General features: G+C 68.8%; 19 protein-coding genes. 8 read left to right on the top strand and 11 right to left on the bottom strand.

What is annotated here, in order from left to right; genetic code table 11:
- Positions 1-26: 26 nt before the first annotated feature.
- Entirely contained in the window at positions 27-827 is an 801-nt protein-coding gene (locus I6I07_RS12905) for a LysR family transcriptional regulator (protein ID WP_198486947.1), read from the bottom strand.
- Positions 828-941: 114 nt separating this feature from the next.
- Between I6I07_RS12905 and I6I07_RS12900 the strand changes: the two genes are divergently transcribed.
- Positions 942-1,676, top strand: coding sequence for an SDR family oxidoreductase (locus tag I6I07_RS12900; protein WP_198486946.1), 735 nt, complete (start codon positions 942-944; stop codon positions 1,674-1,676).
- Between the two features lie 81 nt (positions 1,677-1,757).
- Here I6I07_RS12900 and fhuE read toward each other — a convergent pair whose 3' ends face one another.
- From fhuE to I6I07_RS12880, 4 genes are all read right to left on the bottom strand, one after another.
- Positions 1,758-4,163 (bottom strand): ferric-rhodotorulic acid/ferric-coprogen receptor FhuE, encoded by a 2,406-nt coding sequence (gene fhuE / locus I6I07_RS12895; protein ID WP_198486945.1) that lies wholly within the window; start codon positions 4,161-4,163, stop codon positions 1,758-1,760.
- A gap of 132 nt (positions 4,164-4,295) precedes the next feature.
- The gene (locus I6I07_RS12890; RefSeq protein ID WP_198486944.1) at positions 4,296-5,291 is read right to left on the bottom strand and encodes a FecR family protein; all 996 of its coding nucleotides are present in this window, start codon (positions 5,289-5,291) and stop codon (positions 4,296-4,298) included.
- Positions 5,292-5,343: 52 nt separating this feature from the next.
- Entirely contained in the window at positions 5,344-5,847 is a 504-nt protein-coding gene (locus tag I6I07_RS12885; protein ID WP_198486943.1) for an RNA polymerase sigma factor, read from the bottom strand.
- 97 nt (positions 5,848-5,944) lie between these two features.
- On the bottom strand, positions 5,945-6,187 hold the full coding sequence (locus tag I6I07_RS12880; RefSeq protein ID WP_006391064.1) for a hypothetical protein: 243 nt from the start codon (positions 6,185-6,187) through the stop codon (positions 5,945-5,947).
- Positions 6,188-6,471: 284 nt separating this feature from the next.
- Here I6I07_RS12880 and I6I07_RS12875 point away from each other — a divergent pair, with 284 nt between their 5' ends.
- A complete protein-coding gene (locus tag I6I07_RS12875) occupies positions 6,472-8,568 on the top strand; it encodes a PTS sugar transporter subunit IIC/EAL domain-containing protein (protein WP_198486942.1) in 2,097 nt (698 codons plus the stop codon).
- Here the strand turns inward: I6I07_RS12875 and I6I07_RS12870 are convergent.
- Entirely contained in the window at positions 8,561-9,400 is an 840-nt protein-coding gene (locus I6I07_RS12870) for a prohibitin family protein (protein ID WP_420094585.1), read from the bottom strand. The two genes, I6I07_RS12875 and I6I07_RS12870, sit on opposite strands and share 8 nt — an antisense overlap.
- Before the next feature lie 394 nt (positions 9,401-9,794).
- On the bottom strand, positions 9,795-10,604 hold the full coding sequence (locus I6I07_RS12865; RefSeq protein ID WP_198486940.1) for an arylamine N-acetyltransferase family protein: 810 nt from the start codon (positions 10,602-10,604) through the stop codon (positions 9,795-9,797).
- A gap of 123 nt (positions 10,605-10,727) precedes the next feature.
- Between I6I07_RS12865 and I6I07_RS12860 the strand changes: the two genes are divergently transcribed.
- On the top strand, positions 10,728-12,173 hold the full coding sequence (locus tag I6I07_RS12860; protein WP_198486939.1) for a PLP-dependent aminotransferase family protein: 1,446 nt from the start codon (positions 10,728-10,730) through the stop codon (positions 12,171-12,173).
- Positions 12,174-12,192: 19 nt separating this feature from the next.
- Here the strand turns inward: I6I07_RS12860 and I6I07_RS12855 are convergent, their stop codons facing one another.
- A complete protein-coding gene (locus tag I6I07_RS12855; RefSeq protein ID WP_198486938.1) occupies positions 12,193-12,828 on the bottom strand; it encodes a DMP19 family protein in 636 nt (211 codons plus the stop codon).
- A 212-nt stretch (positions 12,829-13,040) separates the two neighbouring features.
- Here I6I07_RS12855 and I6I07_RS12850 point away from each other — a divergent pair, with 212 nt between their 5' ends.
- A complete protein-coding gene (locus I6I07_RS12850) occupies positions 13,041-14,105 on the top strand; it encodes a M4 family metallopeptidase (protein WP_198486937.1) in 1,065 nt (354 codons plus the stop codon).
- Positions 14,102-14,440 (top strand): protealysin inhibitor emfourin, encoded by a 339-nt coding sequence (locus I6I07_RS12845; protein WP_006391072.1) that lies wholly within the window; start codon positions 14,102-14,104, stop codon positions 14,438-14,440. Before I6I07_RS12850 ends, I6I07_RS12845 begins: the two co-directional genes overlap by 4 nt.
- Positions 14,441-14,459: 19 nt before the next feature.
- On the opposite strand, the gene I6I07_RS12840 is transcribed toward I6I07_RS12845, so the two are convergent.
- On the bottom strand, positions 14,460-15,683 hold the full coding sequence (locus tag I6I07_RS12840; protein WP_198486936.1) for an MFS transporter: 1,224 nt from the start codon (positions 15,681-15,683) through the stop codon (positions 14,460-14,462).
- 95 nt (positions 15,684-15,778) lie between these two features.
- Here I6I07_RS12840 and I6I07_RS12835 point away from each other — a divergent pair, with 95 nt between their 5' ends.
- On the top strand, positions 15,779-16,582 hold the full coding sequence (locus I6I07_RS12835) for an AraC family transcriptional regulator (protein WP_198486935.1): 804 nt from the start codon (positions 15,779-15,781) through the stop codon (positions 16,580-16,582).
- A gap of 12 nt (positions 16,583-16,594) precedes the next feature.
- Here the strand turns inward: I6I07_RS12835 and tam are convergent, their stop codons facing one another.
- Positions 16,595-17,362 (bottom strand): trans-aconitate 2-methyltransferase, encoded by a 768-nt coding sequence (gene tam, locus I6I07_RS12830; RefSeq protein ID WP_198486934.1) that lies wholly within the window; start codon positions 17,360-17,362, stop codon positions 16,595-16,597.
- Positions 17,363-17,512: 150 nt separating this feature from the next.
- Here tam and I6I07_RS12825 point away from each other — a divergent pair, with 150 nt between their 5' ends.
- Positions 17,513-18,217, top strand: coding sequence for an alpha/beta fold hydrolase (locus I6I07_RS12825; RefSeq protein ID WP_198486933.1), 705 nt, complete (start codon positions 17,513-17,515; stop codon positions 18,215-18,217).
- Positions 18,218-18,264: 47 nt separating this feature from the next.
- On the opposite strand, the gene I6I07_RS12820 is transcribed toward I6I07_RS12825, so the two are convergent.
- Positions 18,265-19,263, bottom strand: a complete 999-nt coding sequence (locus tag I6I07_RS12820; RefSeq protein WP_198486932.1) for a TerC family protein — start codon at positions 19,261-19,263, stop codon at positions 18,265-18,267.
- Between the two features lie 107 nt (positions 19,264-19,370).
- Between I6I07_RS12820 and I6I07_RS12815 the strand changes: the two genes are divergently transcribed.
- A complete protein-coding gene (locus I6I07_RS12815; protein WP_035360896.1) occupies positions 19,371-20,264 on the top strand; it encodes a LysR family transcriptional regulator in 894 nt (297 codons plus the stop codon).
- Positions 20,265-20,347: the final 83 nt, after the last annotated feature.

Genomic DNA, 20,347 nt, shown 5'->3' with positions numbered 1-20,347 from the left:
GCAACCCCGGCGCCTGGCGCCCCCTGTCACTCCCGCGGCGCCTGGCTCAACTGTTCGGCCAGCAAGGCCAGCGCCGGCTTGTCCAGCGCCTGCGCCGCATAGCACAGGCCGACGCGGCGCGATAGCGCCAGTCCGTCGAGATCCTGGGCCGCGACGCCCGGCTGCTGCGCGATCAGCGAGCGCGGCGCGATGCAGGCGCCGACGCCGGCCGCGGCCAGCTCCAGCGCCAGGCGCAACGAGCCGGCCTGCGCGGCGGGCGCGCCGGCGGCCGCGCCGTAATACGGCAGCAGGCGCTGATGGCTGGGGTGGTCGGGACAGACGATCCATCGCGAGGCCGCGCCGTCGCCGGCTTCGGCCGGCAGCGCAATGGCATAGGGGTCGTCCCACAGCGGCACGAACAGTTCGTCCTCGCAGCGCTCGTCCTCGGTCGCCAGGCGGGCGTCGCCGACGCAGCCTTCCAGCAGGTGCAGCAGCAGATTGGGCACCGCCTGCCGCGCCCGCGCCACGAAGGCGCGCACGTGCGCCCCCGCGATCTCGCCCTCGACGCCGATGCGCAGCTCGGCCAGGTGGGCATCCTGGCGGAACTGGCGCGCCATCGACTCGGTCTGCGCCACCAGGCGGCGCGCCTGCGGATACAGGATGCGGGCCTCGTCCGTGACCGACACGCCGCGCGCCTGGCGTTCGAACAACTGCGTGCCCAGCAGGCTCTCCAGGCTCTTGATGGTGCCCGACAGGGCCGGCTGGCTCAGGTGCAGCCGCTGCGCGGCGGCGGTGATGTTGCGTTCCTCGAAGACCGCGATGAAGGCGTTGAGCTGGCGGTTATCCATAAGTTTTCCCGATTGATGCGAGAAGAATAAACCATTTTTCAAGCGCGAAAGCCGGGCCTAGAATGGTTTTCAGCCCCTCTGGCATATGAATAACCAATACCTGGAGTCTCCACCATGACTACCCCCCAACGCCCCCTCGTCGTCGTCACCGGCGCCAGCTCCGGCATCGGCCTGGCCACCGCCCGCCTGTTCTCGTCGCAGGGCCACCCGCTGCTGTTGCTGGCGCGCCGCCTGGCGCCGATGCAGGCCCTGAACCTGCCGAACACGCTGGCGCGCCAGGTCGACGTGACGGACCGCGCCGCGCTGGCCGCCGCCCTGCGCGAGGCCGAGGCCCAGTACGGCCCCGCCGACGCCATCGTCAACAATGCCGGCGTCATGCTGCTGGGCGACATCACCCGCCAGGATCCCGCACAGTGGGATCGCATGCTGGACGTGAACGTCAAGGGCCTGCTCAACGGCGTGCACGCCGTCGCCGCCGGCATGGCCGAGCGCGGCCGCGGCACCATCATCAACATCAGCTCGGTGGCGGGCCGCAAGACCTTCCCCAACCACGTCGCCTACGTCGGCACCAAGTTCGCCGTGCACGGCCTGTCGGAAAACCTGCGCGAGGAACTGTCGCCGCACAATGTGCGCGTGGTCACCATCGCCCCCGGCGCGGTCGAGACCGAACTGCTCAGCCACACCACCGACGAAGGCATCAAGAGCGGCTACCAGGACTGGAAGGCCGACATGGGCGGCAAGGTGCTGGCCGCCGAGGACGTGGCCAACGCGGTGTACTACGCCTACTCGCAACCGCCCGGCGTGTGCATCCGCGAGATCGTGCTGGCGGCGACGCGCCAGCAGGCCTGAGGCCGGGCCGCCGTCCGTCCGTGGGCAACGCGAGCGAACGGCAGACCCTGCACGAGCCGATGCCGCGGCGGGCGACCGACGCTAGAACGTCGCCTTCAGATTCAGGAACACACTGCGCGGCTCGCCGTAATAGACCTGGTTGGCCACGCCGCCCAGGTAGTACTTCTTGTCGAACAGGTTGTTCACGTTCAATTGCGCCGACAGGCGGGCATTGAAGTCGTAGCGTGCCATCAGGTTGAATAGCGCGTAGGCCTTCTGCTTCGCGGTGACGTTGCCGTCGTCCAGCTCCACGTTGGTGTAGGTGCTGATCTGCCAATTGACGCCGCCGCCCAGCGTCAGCTTGCTCCACGCGCCCGGCAGGCGGTAGGTCGTGAACAGCATCGCCGTGGCGCGCGGGCGTTCGGTGTTGACCGACACGCCATGCACGTCGCGGCTGGTGTAGTACGTGCCGCCCAGCGTCGTGTTCCAGCCCGGCGCCAACTGGCCGGTCACTTCCATCTCGATGCCGCGCGTGGTGACGCCGTCGGCGGTCTTGTAGGCGCCATCGGTCGAACCCGGCACCATGTAGCCGGCGTCCGGCACGCCCGTCTTGCTTTCCTTGACCTTGAACAGCGCCAGCGACGCATTGAGCCTGCCGTCGAGGTACTCGCCCTTGACGCCCACTTCGTAGTTCTGCCCCTCGACCGGATCCAGGTAATTGCCGTTGCGGTCGCGATAGTCCTGCGGCTGGAAGATGTCGGTGTAGCTGGCGTAGGCCGAGTAAGTGCTGTTGATGTCGTACACCAGGCCGGCGTAGGGAATCAGGCGCGAATCCTTCTGGTCGCGCGTCGGCGAACGCGATTGCCACGTCGCGTAGCGGCCGCCGGTGATGAGGGTCAGGCTGTCGCTGAGCGACCAGCGCGCCGCGGCATAGGCGCCGCGCTGGTGCGTCACGGTGTCGCGCAGCGTCGACGTGGTCCAGTCGGGCTGCGGGTACTTGCCATCCCAGTCGTAGAACGATCCGGTGTCTGGCATGGCGCTGGCGCGGCCATAGCTGTAGAAGTCCTCGCTGTAGCGGCTGCGCATCGCGCCCAGCACCAGTTCATGGCGACGCCCCAGCAACTGGAACGGCCCCTTGACCTGCAGGTTCAGCGCGGTCTGCTGCGCGTAGGAATTCCAATAGCCCGGCAACGCGCGCAAACCTGTGCCGGTCTCGCGGTCGGGCTGGCCATACAGGTACAGCAGCTTGGCGTCGTACTTGCTCTTGCGCAGCGACCAGTCGGCCTTCGCCTCCCAGTCGTTGTCAAACCGGTGCGAGAGCGAGGCGAACGTGGTGCGCTGCGTGGTGTGCCAGTAGGTCCAGTCCGCCGCGGTGGTTTTGGAACGGCGCCAATCGGTGGGCGTGCCGTCGCTGAACACCACCGGCAGGCTGCCCCAGGTGGTGCCGCGCGGCCGCTTGTCCTGCGAGTCCATGCCGATGCTGAGGGTGGTGGACGACGTCAGGTCGGCATCGATCACGCCGTAGAACACCTTCTTGTCGGCGTGGTAGAGATCGATGTAGGAATCCTTGTCCTGGTACAGCGCCACCATGCGCGCACGCACGCTGCCGGCCTCGTTCAACGGCGTGCTCAGGTCGAGCGAACTGCGGAACTGGTTCCACGAGCCGGCCCCGACGCTGACCGAGCCGGTGAATTCGCGGCTGTTGGCATGCTTGCGCACCAGGTTGATCGAAGCCGACGGGTTGCCCGCGCCGGTCATCAGGCCGGTGGCGCCGCGCACCACCTCGATGCGGTCGTAGATGATGGAATCATTGTCGGACTCGCCATACATCGACAGGCCGATCGTGGTGGGCACGCCGTCGTACTGCAGGCTGTCGATGTAGAAGCCGCGCGACCAGAAGTCGGTGCGGTCGCTGTCCTCGGCCACCACCTGCACGCCCACCACGTTGCCCATCACCTCGTCGAGCGAACGCAGGTTCTGGTCCTCGATGCGCTGGCGCGTCACCACCGTGACGGACTGCGGCGTTTCGCGCAGCGACAGCGCCAGCCCGGTGGCCGCCGACGTGGCCGGCGTGGTGTAGGAACCCGATCCCTCGGTCACCGCGGGATCGCCGCTGCCCAGCACCTTCACCGGCGACAGGCTGGCCACCTCGCCGTCCCGCGTCAGCACGATGCTGTCGCCCTGCCAGCGATAGGCCACACCCGTCCCCTGCAACAGGCGGGCCAGCGACTGCTCCGGACTGCCGCTCATGCGCAAGCCGGGCGTGCGCAAGCCGGCCACCAGCTCGGGCGCGTAGAACACGCGCTGGCGGGTCTGCGCGGCCCATTGCAACAAGGCTTCGCCCAGCGGCATCGGGGCAATGTCGACGGCGACCGCGGGCGCCTGCGACTGGGCCTGGGCCGCGTCGCAGGCGCCGGCCGCCATGGCCAGCGACAGCATCAGGGAGGAAAGGGCAAAGCGGGGAGTGGCGCGCAGGCGGCGCCCGGAAGAGGCATTCACGATCAGCAACGGTTTCGGTTCGGCGATGGACAGGAAAGTCCCTGCTTGGGGACGCGGCGCGACGCGCCTTCCTGTGTAGAACGATGCCGGTGCGAAAAAACCTGAATGCCGGGCCCGATTATTTTGTAACGGCGCGAGCGCCTAGCGTGCCGAGATGTCGATGGCGCCATCCGCCGCCGGCGTCAGCTTCACCGGCGTCACCGCCGGCAGCGCCTCCAGCAGGGACTCGGGACGGTCCAGGCTGAACGAGGCCGATACGCGCAAGCGCCCGCTCTTGCTGTCGGCCAGGCGCAATGGCGTGGCCAGGTAGCGGTTCATTTCGCTGACCACCTCGGCCAGCGGCGCATTCTTGAACACCACCCGGCCCGTCTGCCAGGCCAATGCCGTATCGACATCGGTGGGCGCCGGCACGCCGATGGCGCCGCTGCCGGGCACGCGGATGCCGTGTCCGCCGCGCAGCACCGCCAGGCCGAGATTCCACCAATGGCCGCCGGTGACCTCCACCGTGCCGGACCGCACCAGCACGGTCACCACGTCCTCGTCGCGCCGGACGTCGAACACGGTGCCGGTCACGCGCACGTCGCCGCTGCCGGCGCGCACGATGAAGGGACGTTCGGCCTCCGGGCTGACGCTGAAGAGGATTTCGCCGCCCTGCAGTTCGATCTCGCGGCGGCCCGCGTAGAACTTGACCTCGGCCAGCGTATTGCCGTTGATGTCGAGCACGGAGCCGTCGGGCAACGTGACCTGCTTGCGTTCGCCGCGGTCGGCGCCGACCACGGTGGTGAAGGTGGGCGCCTCGCCCGGCAGGCTCCACCAGCCGGCCAACGCCACCAGCGCCAGCGCCGCGCAAGCGATGCCCACGCGCAACGGCATCGCGACGCGGCGACGCGACGGACGCGCCGGGACGGCTCCGCCCAGCAGCGCCCGCACCCGGTCCTGCGGCAGATGTTCGGCCACCTTGCCCAATTGCTGCATCCGGTCGAATTCGCGTGCCGCATCCGGCTGCTCGCGGCGCCAGCGCGCGAAGGCGCGGCGCTCGCGGCGCGTCATGTCGCCCGAATGCCAGCGGGCGAACCACCAGGCGGCGGTGGCGGGCTGGCTCGGATCGTCGGCGTCACGGTAAAAAGACTCGGTCATCGTCGGCTGCCGTCCGCGCGCGGGCGCGGACATGGATTGAAGGAAAACTGCGTCATGGATTGTGCTCGCGCAGGCGCTCGCGCACGTGTTCGATCGCTCGCATGACATAGCGTTCAATCATATTCTTGGACAGGCCCATGTAGGTGGCCACCTCGGCCTGGGTCCAGCCCTCGATCCGGTTCAACACGAATGCCTGGCGGCATTTGGGCGGCAGTTCACCCAGCACCCGCGCCAGATCGTCGGCCAGCCGCGCCGCGCGCACCGGCGATTCCGGGTCGGTCTGCAAAGGCTGGTCATGCTCGTCCAGTTCGTCCAGCGGGACGTGCTGCTCGCGCCGCTGGCGGCGCCAGCGGTCGATCAACCGATGCCCGGCGGCCTGGAACAGATAGCCGCGGGCCTTGGCCGCCACGCTGCCGTCCGCCTTCAGCAGGTGTTCGATCGCGTCGTGGGCGGCGTCTTCGGCATCGTGCCGGTTGCCCGAACGGCGGCTCCAGGCGCCGATCAGCTCGTCATAGCAGGCGAGCCATCCGGGGCGGGTCGAGGCGGGGCGGGACATGGAACGATCCGGTGGCGTAGTGTGGCGACGCTGCGGATTTTACAAACAATTCTCATTACCGCAAGACCACGGCCGCGCCGGCCTGCCCGCCGGCCGCTCAATAATCCATCGGCACGTGGCTTTGCGCCGCCCGCAACTCCTGGATGTGCCGCTCGGCCTCCTGCCGCTCGGCGGCCGGCGGCAGCGCGCGCCAGCTCACCATGATGCCGGGCGCCTTGACCGGCATCCAGCCCAGCACGCTGTACAGCGTGATCGCGGTATCCCCGGTGTCCAGCCGCGTCTCGTAATAGCCCTGCCGCTCCGGCGTCTTGTCGCCGGGCACCCACTCCAACTGCGACATCGTGTCTCCCTCTCGGTACAGCCTGTCCCGAAACCGCGGCTCCCGCCAAACAGGGGCTTGCGCCCGATGGTAGCGCGCCGCCCTTATCCCGATACGTGCACGATGCGCCCGCTTTTCAATTCTTGACAGAGGGGAATCCCTAGGATTTTTCGGCGACGCGATTGCTAAGTCGGGAACTCAGGCGCTAGGATGCGGCAAAGGATTCTTACAAACCGGGGCCGGCGACGCCGCCGCGCCCCCGGGCCAGCCTGCCCTCGGTAGCGGGCTTCTGAGGGCGAACCGGTATGCCGACAACGAGCTTCATGCGCTATCCGAAAGACCGGTTGGCGGCCCTGGCCAGCGCAAGCGCGCTGCGCGCCATCCGCGAAGGACTGCTCTGGACGATGCCGTGCCTGCTCGTGTCGGCGCTGTTCCTGGTGCTGTCGGTGGTGGCGGGGCAGCTCGGCCTGTCCTCGACGGTGGTGCAGGAACTGGCCGCGGTGCACACCCGGCTCAACAGCGTCATGCCGATGCTGGTCAGCACCTCGGTCGGCTACATGCTGTCGATCCGCCACCGCGTGCCCAATCTGCCGGCGGCGTTCCTGTGCCTGTCGTACGTGGTGATCGCCGAGGGCCTGCTGGCGCCCTACCCGCACGCGGCCGCCACCCTGATCCTGAGCATCTCCATCCTGCTGCCGCTGGGCAGCCTGCCGCTGCTGGCCTGGCTGCACCGGCGCCGCTGGACGCGGCTGGCGCCCGACGGCCTGATCGGCGAAAACGTGCGCGGCACCCTGAACATGGTGATACCGGGACTGCTGACCGCCGGCGCGGTGGCGCTGGCGGTCAGCGCGCTGATGCGGATTCCCGGCGTGGCGCAGTTCGACATCCCGCTCGACCTGGCCTCGCTCGACAGCCCCTTCACCACCGGCCCGATGACGGCCGCCCTGAACTCGATCTTCTGGTTCTTCGGCATCCACGGCTCTCACGCGATGGCGCCCGTCATCGACGTGCTGGACCAGGCCACCGCCCTGAACGCGGCCAGCATCGCCGCCGGCCACGAGGGCATGTACGCGCTGAACGGCAGCCTGCTCGGCGCCTTCGTGTTCATCGGCGGCGCCGGGGCGACGCTGTCGCTGGTGGCCGCCATCCTGATGTTCTCGCGCAGCGAGTCGCTGCGGCTGCTGGCGCTGGCCAGCATTCCGGTATCGCTGCTGAACGTCAACGAGATCCTGCTGTTCGGCCTGCCGCTGATCCTGAATCCGCGGCTGCTGATCCCGTTCGTGCTGGCGCCGGTCTGCAACACGCTGGTGGCGCTGGCGGTGGTGCAGCTGGGCTGGATCCCGCCCGCCTCGGTCACGTTGCCGCTGACCTCGCCGGTGCTGCTCAACGCCTATCTCAGCGCGGGCGGCCACCTGGGCGGCGTCGTGCTGCAGGTGGCGCTGATCGCGCTGGGGGCCTGCATCTACGCGCCCTTCGTGGTCGCGCTGGAACGCCAGCGCAAGGCCGACGCCACCGTCTACTTCAAGTCGCTCGACACCACCTTCCCGCGCCTGCAGGAGGAATCGCTGCTGTTCGCGCACGACCCGGTCGTCTCGACCTACACCAACCGCGCCCGACGCAGCGCCGAGATCTCGCGCATCCGCACCATCAGCGAATACGACTTCTATCTCGAATACCAACCGCAGGTGTCGCTGCGCAACGGCCGCTGCACCGGCTGCGAGGCGCTGCTGCGCGCCACCGGCCCGGAAGGCACGCAGCAGGCGCCGCTGGAATTCCTGCGCTGGCTGGCGCAGGCCGACCTGATGCGCGAAGTGGACCTGTGGGTGGCCAAGCAGGCGGTGCTGCAATGCCATGCCTGGCGCAAGGCGGGCTTCACCCTGCCCCTGACCGTCAACGTCACCAGCGGCACGCTGACCTCGGAGTCGTATCTGGACAAGCTCGTCAAGGTGCTGGAGCAGGCCCAGGGCCAGGTGTCGGTCGAGCTGACCGAGGACGCGCTGGTCGAGGACGCAGAGGCGCTGCACACGGCGTTCGACCGCCTGCACGGCATCGGCTGCAAGGTGTATATCGACGATTTCGGCACCGGCTACTCGGCGCTGAGCTATCTGCACCAGTTCGAGATCGACGCGGTCAAGATCGACCGCAGCTTCGTGCTGGCCCAGAGCAGCGCGCGCGGCGCCCAGGTCATGAGCGGCCTGCTGCGCTTCTGCGAGGCGCTGGACCTGCAGATCATCGTCGAAGGGGTGGAAACCCAGGAGCAGATCGCGGCGCTCGAATCCAGCGCCGAGATCATCGTGCAGGGCTGGTTCTATAGCAAGGCGCTGTCGGGCGAGCACCTGGTGGACTTCGCGCGGCGGCGCATGCCGGCCGCCGCGCGCAGCGACAACGCCGCCGCTATTTGATGCCGATGAACGGCAGGGCCGCGCCCGGCACCTGCGTGGACGGCAGCACGCCGTCCCATTTCTCGACCGCGTTCAGGCTGACCAGGTTGGTGTTGGCGGCCAGCGCTTCGGCCTTGGCGCGGATCGCCGCCGCCTCGGCGTCGCCGCGCATGCGGATGCCGTCGGCCTCGGCGGTGAACTGCTGGCGGCGCGCGTCGGCTTCGGCCTTGGCCTTGACCACCTGGATCTCGGCGTTGATCATCGCCGTTTCCTTCTGCTGGCGGGTGGTCTCGATCTGCACCTGCGCCAGCATGCGCTGTTCGATCGAGTGCTCGTAGGCCTGCGAGAAACCGACTTCCTCGATCTGCACGCCCACCACCTGCACCGGCGCGCCTTCCATGGTCTTGAGCACGGCGTTGTTCACGTCCAGGCCCAGCTTCTGGCGTTCCTGGATGGCGCGCACGGCGGTGTACTGGCCAAACACGTTCTTGACCGCGTCGGGCGTCTTGCGCTCGAGCACGCGCATCTGCAGGTTGTTGATGGTGCCGTATTCGGAATACAGCTCGGCGACGTGCTCCGGCGGCACGCGGTACGTGACCGACACGCGCAGCGTGGCGGGCTGCTGGTCATAGCTGTAGGCCTCGAGCTTCTCGAACACGAAGGTGTGGTCGCGCACCGACACCGTCATCACGTTGTCGATGAACGGCGTCTTGAAATCCAGGCCGGGCTCGGACACGCGCACCAGCTTGCCGTTGCGCAGCACCACGCCGCGCTCGCCCTGGTCCACCTGGAACCAGGAGCCGAACGCGAGGCACAGGATCAGCACGAACAGCACGCCCGTGATGATGCCCACCTTGAGGCTGCGCGGCTTGACGGACTTGACGATCTGGAGGTCGGTCGGCTTCACTTTTCAGTCCCTTTCTGATTTATTGCGTTTACGATCCGAGAGCACGGCGGCGATGCCGCGCGCAAGCAAATAGGCGACCACGGCGGCCCCCACCAAGATCAGGAAATATCGCATCTGGCATTCCCCCCGGAATAGAAGCGAGCGATTCTAGCCCGAGTCAGCAGTGTGACAGGTTACGGTTGTTGCAATGAGAAAAACTGCTTGCCATTAGGACTGGCAAACGTTCCAGCCAGGCATTACGCTGTTTTTACCCCGATTCCGAGGCCTGCCCCATGCGCCATCCCATCGCTGTCTTTGTGACCGTCCTGACCTGTAGCGCCGTGCGGGCGGGCGTGTTCGACTAGGCCGCGTCCGCGCCGTCGTGGCGCGGGCGGCGCATGCCGGCCCGCGGATCGAGCCCGAAGCGTTCGCGCAACGCGGCGACGGCCTCGGCCTCATCCAGCGTCGTCTCGGTCACCGCGTCCGCCGCCACCACCTTGAGCGTGTTGCCCACCAGGATGCTGCGGCCGGATTCGCCATGCAGCACCACCACGCGCTTCTGCACGAAGATCGCATCGGGATGGGTCGAGTTCAGGTAGTTGGCCGGCGTGAAGTCGATCCATTCCTGCGGCGACAGGTCGAAGCCGTACTGGTTCTGCCATTGGCCGCCGGCCCACGCCTGCAGCAGGTACTCGCCCGTATCGGCGCGGCTCAGCCTGAAGCGGTCCATGTCCTGCCGCACCTCGCGGTCCAGGTCCGCCAGGTCGAGCGGCGCGCGCAGGCCATAGCTGCCGAAGCCCAGGTCGCAGAGCCAATCGGCGCCATCGACGCGCGCCACCAGCGCCATGTGCGTGCGGGGACGCCTGACGGGATAGAACATGGGCCGCGCGGCCACGAAGCGATACCCGATGCCCAGCGCCTGCAATGCCATCGCGAACAGGCCGTTGACCTCGTAGCAGTAGCCGCCGCGTCCGCGCGCCACGATCTTGTCGACGATATCCTCGGGCACCAGCGACACCACCTGCCCGGCCTGTACGTCCAGGTTCTCGAACGGCACGGTGAACAGCTGGCGGCGCATCAGGGCGGCCAGCGTGGCGTGATCGGCCCGCGCCGCGCCGGCATGACCGATGCGTTCAAGGTAGCGGGACAAGGAAAAGTTCTCTGCGTGCATGGCGTGCGCCTTCGGGTTGCGGATGAATGGAAACCGCGCCCATCATGCGCCCGACCCGGCCCGCGCGCGACGACAGCGCGGCGCCAGGCTATGCTGCACAGATTGCGAATTCCAGGATCTGTCATGCAGCACAGTTACGCCCTGCTCGCGGCGCGCCTGAAGCGCGCCATCCACGCCGCGCAGTACCGCGTGGGAGAGCGCCTGCCGTCGGTGCGTGAACTGGCGACCGCGCATGACGTCAGCGTCGCCACCGCCGTGCGCTGCTACCGCCAGCTAGAACGCGAAGGCTATGCCGAGGCCCGCTACAAGTCCGGCACCTACGTGGCCGACTGGAAGGCCCTGCGCCAGGCGCGCGGCCGCTTGCCGGCCATGGCGAGCGAACGGTCGGCCGGCATGGAATACGAGCGCCTGGCCTCGCTGCAACACCGCATGACCCAGCTCTATGCGCTGACCGCGCAGCCGCTGCCGCTGGCGCTGCACCTGGCCAGCGCGGCGCCCGACTGGTATCCCTGCGACGCGCTGGCCAGGATCGCGCAACGCCAGCTACGCCAGCAGCCGCTGGCCTTGGGCGCCTATCCATCGGGCACCGGCCTGCCCGCTTTCAAGACCGAACTGCTGGCCCACCTGGCCGGCTGCGGCATCGATGCCGCGCCCGATGAGCTGCTGATCACCAACGGCGCCACCGAGGCCATGCAGATCGCCCTGCGCGCCGCCGCTCGGCCGGGCGACACCATCATCGTCGAATCGCCGGTGTATTTCGGCCTGCTGCAGACGCTCGAACACCTTGGCATGCGCGCGCTGGAGGTGCCCTGCGTGCCCGGCCAGGGCCTCAGCCTGGAAGCGCTGGAATACGCGCTGGAGCACCAGGCCGACGTGCGCGCCGTGGTGGTCATGCCCACATTCCAGAATCCATTGGGCGACTGCATGCCCGACGCGGCCAAGCAACGCCTGCTGAAGATCGCCCAGCGCCATGACCTGACCGTGATCGAGGACGACGCCTTCGGCGACCTGGGCCACCGGACCGAGCGCCCGCCCGCGCTCAAGGCCTGGGACCGCGATGGCCGCGTCATCTACTGCGGCTCGTGCAGCAAGAGCATGGCGCCCGCGTTCCGCCTGGGCTGGGTGCTGGGCGGCAAGCGCCAGCGCCAGCTGGAATCGCTGAAGATCAGCAATTCGCTGGCCGCGCCGCTGCTGGAGCAGCAGGTGCTGGCGGATTACATGAAAGCCGGCAAGCTGCCCGCCCACCTGCGCAAGCTGCGAACCCGGCTGGCGTCTATCGTGCCCCTGGCGCGCGACAAGGTGCGCCAGAACTTCCCCGCGGGGACCCGGATCGGCGGCCCCGAGGGCGGCTGGTGGCTGTGGCTGCAACTGCCCGAACCCACCGACACGCTGGCGCTGCTGCGCACCGCGGTGGCGCAAGGCATCTCGTACACGCCCGGCACGCTGTTCTCGGCCTCGGGAAAGTATGGCGACTGCCTGCGGCTCAATATCGCGCGGCCCTGGACGCCCGAGCTGGCCGCGGGCCTGCGCGCCCTGGGCGAAGCCGCCAGCCGCGCGCCCGCCGCCTAGGGCCGCTCAACCGCCCGCGTCATGGCGCGTCATAGCAAGCCAGCCCCAGGCGGGCCAGGTTGTCCGGGTACTCGAAGTAGGCCTCGTCCAGTTCCTGCAGCCGCGCCTGCTCGGCCTCGGTCATGGCGCCATAGATATCGTTGAGTTCGATGACCTCGGGCGCGGCCTCGAAGCGATCGATCAATCCGCGCATCCCGGCCAGGATGGCGTGCGTGCGCGTGGCGCCGATCTTGCCGAGCGCGAGCAGCGCCAGCTGGCAGGTCGGGTCGCCCCAGTTGCACAGGAACTGCATGAAGCCGCCGTTGTTGATATCGGCTTCCATGCGCCATAGCGCGACCAGTTCCTGCTCGCGCTGGGGCAGGCTGTCCAGCTTCCAGCCGGCGGCCTGCAATGCGGCCAGCGCCTTCTCGTAATGCGCGTCCCACAGCAGGTCGCGGACGTTCAGCATGCCTTCGGCCGACGGCGCGAGCAGGCCGGGCCAGACCACGCCATGGTCGTCGTCCACCAGTTGCCACTGTTCGCGCTCGGCCGGGCTGCCTTTCTCCAGCCGGATGTGCCGCCGGATCGGTTCGCGCAGCTCGCGGCCGTCGGCCAGCGTCAGCAGGATGTGGGTCTCGGTCAGCGCGAGATGGCGGATGCGGTAATCGGCGGGCATGCAGTGTCTCGAAATGAAAGCGGCAGTGGCGGAACGCGCTGAAGATAACGGATCAGGCCGCGGGCGTCGAGGCGCCGGCGCACGCTTATCGTTCCTAGCATCACGCCGCACACTGTTACGCCCCCGCGCAGGGCCCATCTGCTACCGTAAAGCCTGCCTCCGGGTACGGCCCGCGCGCCGCGTCCGCAATGTCCTTCGGATGGAGACCGACAATGCCACGCCCTTCCGCGTCCACGCCCCTGATCGGCGTGGTTCCGCCCTACGTCCTGGACCGCCTGGCGCAGCACGCCGACGCGCGGGTCAGCATGCCGGCGGTCAAGACCCTCATCATCGACCAGCAGCAGCGCGGCTTGCGTGAAATGGCGGCGCAGCCGCCGCGCGCGCAGGTGGCGCCGCCGCGCCCGCAGGGTCAGGCCGGCACGCCGCAACGCGCGGTACACGACGCCGGCAACACCACCACCCTGCCCGGCAAGCTGGTGCGCGCCGAAGACGCCAAGGCCAGCGGCGACGCCGCGGTCGATGAGGCCTATGCGCACCTGGGCGCCACCTACAAGCTGTTCCACGACATCTACCAGCGCGACTCGATCGACGGCGCGGGCCTGCCCCTGGTGGGCAGCGTGCACTACGGCGAAGACTACGACAACGCCTTCTGGAACGGCGCGCAGATGGTGTTCGGCGATGGCGACGGCGAGATCTTCAACCGCTTCACCGTGGCGGTCGACATCATCGGCCATGAACTGACCCACGGCGTCATCGACAGCGAGGCGGCGCTGGCCTACCAGGGCCAGTCGGGCGCGCTGAACGAATCGCTGTGCGACGTCTTCGGCGCGCTGGTCAAGCAGTATGCGCTGGGCCAGAACGCGCGCGAGGCCGACTGGCTGGTGGGCCAGGGCCTGTTCCTGCCCAAGGTCAAGGCGCGCGCGCTGCGCTCGATGGCCGAGCCGGGCAGCGCCTATGACGACCCGGTGCTGGGCAAGGATCCGCAGCCGGCACACATGAGCGCCTATGTCGATACGCCGCAGGACAACGGCGGCGTGCACATCAACTCCGGCATCCCCAACCGCGCCTTTTATCTGGCCGCCACGGCGCTCGACGGCCCGGCCTGGGAAGTGGCCGGGCGCATCTGGTACGACACGCTGCGCGACAAGCGCCTGCGCCACGACGCCGACTTCGCCGCCTTCGCGCGCCTGACGCTCGACGTGGCGCGCAGCGTACGCGGCGATGCCGCGCACAAGGCCGTGGCCGGCGCCTGGGCGGCGGTGGGCATACAGCCATGATCGCGCTGCCGCCGCTCGAACTCACGCTGCGCGTCAGCCTGACGCGCGAAGGCGGGCTGGCGTACCTGCCCGGCCTGGCGCGCACCCGCAGCATCGACCTGACCGATTGCCCGCCGGACCTGCGCCAGGAAGTCGGCGACGCCCTGCGCCGCACGGCGCCGCTGGCGACGCCGGACTGCGCCGCGCAAGGCGGCGACCAGCGCTATTTCCATGTGGAAGTGGTGTTTCGCGATCCGGCCAGCGGCGACAGCGCCAGCCTCGCGTTCGATGTGCCCGAGGCGCAGGCCCCCGACACGCTGGTGCGCCTGTGGCGCAGCCAGGCCGGGCAGCCCTGAGACGGGCCGCCTCGGTTGCCTAGCGTCGCGGCGGCTCGGCCACGCGCGGGTGGAACTGGCCGACCTGGATATTGCGGCCCGCCAGCAGGCCGCAGCCCGCCATCGCCACGCACAGCCCGGCGCACAGGCCCAGCGCCACCGACCAGCCGCCCAGGCGGTCATGCAGGGCGCCGACCAGCGTCGGGCCGCTGGCCGCGAACAGATAGCCGATGCATTGCGCCATGCCCGACAGCGCGGCCGCCTGCTGCGCATGGCTGGCGCGCAGGCCCACGAACATCAGGCCCAGGATGATGCCGCCGCCGGTGCCCAGGCCGAGCAGCACGATCCACAGCGTGGCCCAGCCCGGCGCCACGATCAGGCCCGTGAACGCCACCAGCGAGGCCGCCGCCGAGCAGAACGCCGCGGCGCGCTGGTCCTTCATGCGGCGCACCACCGGCGCCAGGAACAGCGCCGGCCCGGCCGACATCAGTTGCAGCAGGCCATGCAGCGAGCCGGCGCGCTCGGCCGAGTAGCCGGCGTCGCGCAGGATCGCCGGCAACCAGCTCACCCCCACGTAGAACACGAACGAATTGATGCCCAGGTACAACGTGACCTGCCAGGCCAGCGGCGAATGCCACAGGCGGCCGCCATGCGGCGCGTGCGCGGTCGACGACGCCGGCGGCGTGTGGTTGGCCAGTTGCGGCAGCCACAGCAACGCGCCGGCCAGCGGAATCACCAGCATGCACAGCGTCGAGATGCGCCAGTCGCCGCCGGCCAGGCTGGCCAGCGGCACCGCCAGCGCCGAGGCGGCGCCGGCCGCGATGCTCATGGTCAGCACATAGGCCGAGGTCAGCCCGGCCACCCGTTGCGGGAAGTCGCGCTTGAGCAGGCTGGGCAGCAGCACGTTGCCGATGGCGATGCCCGAGCCGATGACCGCGGTGCCGACATACAGCGCCCAGGCCTGGCCCTGGCTGCGCAGCACGATGCCGCCGCCGATCAGCAGCAACGCGAAGAACAGGCTGCGTTCCAGGCCATGGCGGCGCGCCATGCCGGCGGACACCAGCGACACCACGGCGAACGCCAGCAACGGCAGCGTGATCAGCATGCCGGCGGCGGTGTTCGACAGGCCGAGCTGTTCGCGGATCAGCCCGACCAGCGGCGGCACGCCCGTGACGGGCGCGCGCAGCGCCATGGCAATGAAGAGGATGCCCACGATCAGCAGGACGGGGCGTTGGGAAGCGGGGGAAGGCTGGGAAGGATTCATGACGACAGCTTAGGCAATGCCATGGCTGCTGAATTTCGAGATAATGACAGAATATCCCTAAATCCTGCCAACCAGGATCCCGCCACGTCCGCCCCATGTATCCGCCGGAAGCCCACAGCCCCTATTTCGATCCCGACATGCCCGCGCAATGGACCTACGCCATGCGCGTGGATGCGGCCCGGAACAGCCACGAATCCCCCACCCACCGCCACCGCATGGGCCAGCTGGTGCTGTCACTGCAGGGCGCCGTGACCAGCACGGTGCCGCAGGGCCTGTGGATGGTGCCGCCGCGCTACGGCGTCTGGATCCCGGGCGGCACCCCGCACAGCAACCGGGTCACCGACAATGGCCGGGTCTGCTTCCTGTTCGTGCCGCCGGATACCCCCGGCCTGCCGCGCCAATGCTGCACGCTGGCGATCACGCCGCTGGTGCGCGAGTTGATGGTCCACCTGGCCGACCTGTCGCCGGCCGCCACCGCCGATCCGGGCAACCGCAGGCTGGCCGACGTGCTGGTCGAGCAACTGGCGCAGATGCCGACCGAGCAGTTGCACCTGCCGCTGTCGGAACACCCGCGCCTGCGCGAGATCGCCACGGCCCTGCACGCCGATCCGGCCGACCGCAGCACGGTGGCCGAGTGGGGCAGGCGCCTGGCCATGAGCGAGCGCACGCTGGCGCGCCTGGTGCGGCAGGAGGTCGGCATGAGCTTCGGCCGCTGGCGCCAGCAGATGCACATCGTGATGGCGCTGCAGCGCCTGTCGTCGGGCGTGTCGGTGCAGCGCACCGCCGAAGACCTGGGCTATGAATCGGTCAGCGCCTTCATCACCATGTTCCGCAAGACGCTGGGGCAGACGCCGGCGCGCTATTTCGCCGACAAGGCCGGCGGCCTCGACGGCGCCTGAGGCATGCGGGCCTCAGCCCTTCGGCCCCGCCACCAGGAACAGGCGCGGGAACGGCAGCAGCACCGTGCCGTCCGCCAGCGCCGGATAGGCGCGCGCGATCTCTTCCTGGTAACGCGCCAGGAACGCCGCCTGCTCGCCGGCATCCAGCTTGTTCAGGTAGGGGCGCAGGGCCGTGCCCTTGAACCACTCCACCACCGCCTGCGCGCCCGCCAGCGGGTGCAGGTAGGTGGTGCGCCACACATCCAGGCGATCGCAGTGCGGCTTGAGCAGTTCGTAGTACCAGGCGGCGCTGTGGCGCGGCGGATGCTTGACGTCGCCGATCCTGGCGGCCCAGGGGCCATCCGCGGCGACCTGGCGCGCCAGCTTGTGGGCCGGCTCTTCCAGGTTGTCCGGCGTCTGCACCGCCAGGCTGCCGCCCGGGGCCAGCTTACCCACCAGGCGCGGATACAGGGTCGCGTGGTCGGGCACCCATTGCAGCGCGGCGTTGGCCAGGATCACGTCGTACTGGCGCGGCGGATTCCAGGTCTCGATATCGGCCAGCTCGAACGCGATCGACGGCAGGCGCTTGCGCGCCGCCACCACCATGTCGTCCGAGCTGTCCATGCCGGTCACCTCGGCCTGGGGATAGCGGCTGGCCAGCACCTCGGTGGAGTTGCCGGGGCCGCACCCGAGGTCGACGGCGGTCGCGACCGTCTCGTTGGGCAGCGCCGCGACCAGATCACGCACCGGACGGGTGCGTTCGTTTTCAAAGGCGGAATACTGTTTGGCGGACCAGGTCATGGCGGCTCCTTGCGTGGGTCTGGGTACGTTCCGCACTCTACGCCGCGTCATTCCATATGACAAATATATATAGGGCTACATATTCATATTCAGTGGATATGCCGGCACCCTGTCAGAATGCGGCTATCCCCCCCAATCGGAACCTCGCGCATGCCCCTTCAACTGGTCCTGTTGCCCGGCATGGACGGCACCGGCGATCTGTTTGATCCGCTGCTGTCCGCGCTCCCCGCCGCGCCGCCGCCCGTGGTGCTGCGCTATCCCGCCCGCGAGCCGCTCGATTACCCCGCGCTGGAACAGCGCGTGCGCCAGGCCCTGCCCGCGCAGACGCCGTTCGTGCTGCTGGCCGAATCATTCTCCGGACCGTTGGGCGCCGCCATCGCCGCCGCGCCGCCGCCGAACCTGCGCGGCCTGATCCTGTGCGCCTCGTTCGTCCGCGCGCCCCATCCCCGCCTGGGCGTGGCGCGCCCGCTGGCCAGCTGGCTGCCGGTCACGCTGCTGCCGCGCGCGGTCCTGCACCACTTGTTGCTGGGCGCCCATGGCACTCCGGCGCTGCGCGCCGCGCTGGACCAGGCCGTCGCGCGGGTGGCGCCCACCGTCATGCGGGCCCGCCTCAAGGCCGTGATGGGCGCCGACCAGACCGCGGCATTCGCCGGCGTGCGCATGCCGCTGCTGTACCTGCAGGCGCGCCACGACCGCGTCGTGCCGCCCGCCGCCGCCGCGCTGGTCGCGCGGCTGGCGCCTCAGGCCCGCATCGTCGACATCGACGCGCCGCATTGCCTGCTGCAGGCCGCGCCCAGGGCCGCCGCCGAGGCCATCACCGACTTCCTGCGCACGCTCGAGGCGGCCCGGCGATGAAAAAAGGGCCCGCCATCGGCGGGCCCCTCGATAAGCGCCGGACGCGCTTACTCCGTCTTCAGCTCAGGCTGCGGCGCACCCGAGCGGGTTTTCCACAGCGAGAACAGCACGCCGCCACCGATCAGGCCGAAGGTCACCGACAGCGACACCACGGCGGGAATCTTGCCGACGAAGCCGACCAGGAAGATCTTCGTGCCAATGAACACCAGCACCAGCGACAGCGCGTACTTCAGGTAGTGAAAGCGGTGGATCATCGCCGCCAGCGCGAAGTACAGCGCACGCAGGCCCAGGATCGCGAAGATGTTGCTGGTGTACACGATGAACGGGTCGGTGGTGATGGCGAAGATCGCCGGCACCGAGTCCACCGCGAACAGCAGGTCCACGAACTCGATCAATACCAGGGCCAGGAACAGCGGCGTGGCCCAGCGCACCGTCTTGCCCGTGGCCGCGTCCGGCTCGCGCACCCAGAAGGCGTTGCCGCGCAGGCCTTCCGTGACGCGCATGCGGCGCTTCAGGAACTTCAGGATCGGGTTGGTGGCGATGTCCGGCTCCTGGTCGGCGATCATCCACATCTTGATGCCGGTGAACACCAGGAACGCGCCGAACAGGTACATCAACCAGCCGAAGTTGCTGACCAGCGCGGCGCCCAGGCCGATCATGATGGCGCGCAGCACGATCACCCCCAGGATGCCCCAGAACAGCACGCGGTGCTGGAACTGGCGCGGGATGGCAAAGAAACTGAAGATCAGCGCGATCACGAAGACGTTGTCCAGCGACAGCGATTTCTCGATCAGGAAGCCCGTGTAATAGGCCATGCCGCTGGCCGGGCCCATCTGCCACCAGACCCAGCCGCCGAACATCAGGGCCGCGCTGATGTAGCCGGCCGACAGCAGCAGGCTTTCGCGCACGCCGATCTCGCGGTCTTCCTTGTGCAGCACGCCCAGGTCGAAGACCAGCAGGGAGATGACGATGCCGATGAACAGCAGCCAGCTCCAGGCCGGCGTGCCGGCGAAGTCGGCTTGTAGAAATGAGAGCAAGGCTTCCATGATGTTCCCGCTTATGTATGAAGGCCCTCATGATCCGGATCCCGGGCCGATGGAGAAATCAGCCTGAAAGTGAGTTATGGTTCGAAAAAACCGAAGTGAATATCGCCATGCTCAATTACCGCCACCTGTACTACTTCTGGATGGTCGCCAAGGAAGGCGGCTTCTCGCGCGCCGCCGAGCGGCTCGACATGGCCATCCAGACCATCAGCGCCCAGGTGCGCGAACTGGAAAAGAACCTGGGCCACCAGTTGCTGCGCCCGGCCGGCCGCGGCGTGGCCCTGACCGACGCCGGCCAGGCGGCCTTCGCCCGCGCCGAGGAGATCTTCCAGATCGGCCAGGAATTGCCGCAGGAGGTCCGCGCCGCCGCCACCAAGCCGGTGATCCGGCTGTCGGTGGGCCTGTCGGACGGCATCTCAAAGCTGGCCGCCCACGCACTGCTGGGCCCGGTGCTGGACACCCCGGACCTGCGCCTGACCTGCCACGAGGGCGAGGTCGAGGAACTGCTGGGCGAACTGGCGCGCCACCACCTGGACCTGGTGCTGGCCGGCCAGGGCGCGCCGGCCAACCCCAACCTGCGCCTGACCAGCGACCGGTTGGTGTCCTCGCCGGTGGACTGGTACGGCCCGGCGCGACTGGTGCGCAAGGCCGACACCCAGGACTTCCCCCACTGCCTGGAACGCCTGCCGGTGCTGCTGCCCACCGGCCATTCGGTGCTGCGCCAGACGCTGGACCGGTGGTTCAATGAACAGGGCCTGCGGCCCAACGTGGTCGGCGAGTTCGAGGACAGCGCGCTGATGTCGGTGTTCGCCGCGCGCGGGCTGGGCGTGTTCCCGCTCAGTCGCCTGGGCGGCGACGACGTCGGCCTGCTGCGCGGCCTGCGGCCGCTGGCGCGCTGCGATAGCGTGCACGAGGAGATCTACGGCATCCGCAACCGCCGCGGACAGCACCATCCGCTGGTGCAACGCATCCTGGCGCATGCCAAGACTTCGGTTTTTTCTTAATGTTTGTCACAAAGACGCTGGTTTTTCAGAATGGCTTTCCGCTCTATCGTGGCGTTTCTTTCTTGAATCACCGGAGTACCCCG

The organism is Achromobacter deleyi, assembly GCF_016127315.1.
In the GTDB taxonomy this organism is placed as follows: Bacteria; Pseudomonadota; Gammaproteobacteria; order Burkholderiales; family Burkholderiaceae_B; genus Achromobacter; species Achromobacter insuavis_A.
This window is presented reverse-complemented; position numbering and strand designations above follow the sequence as displayed.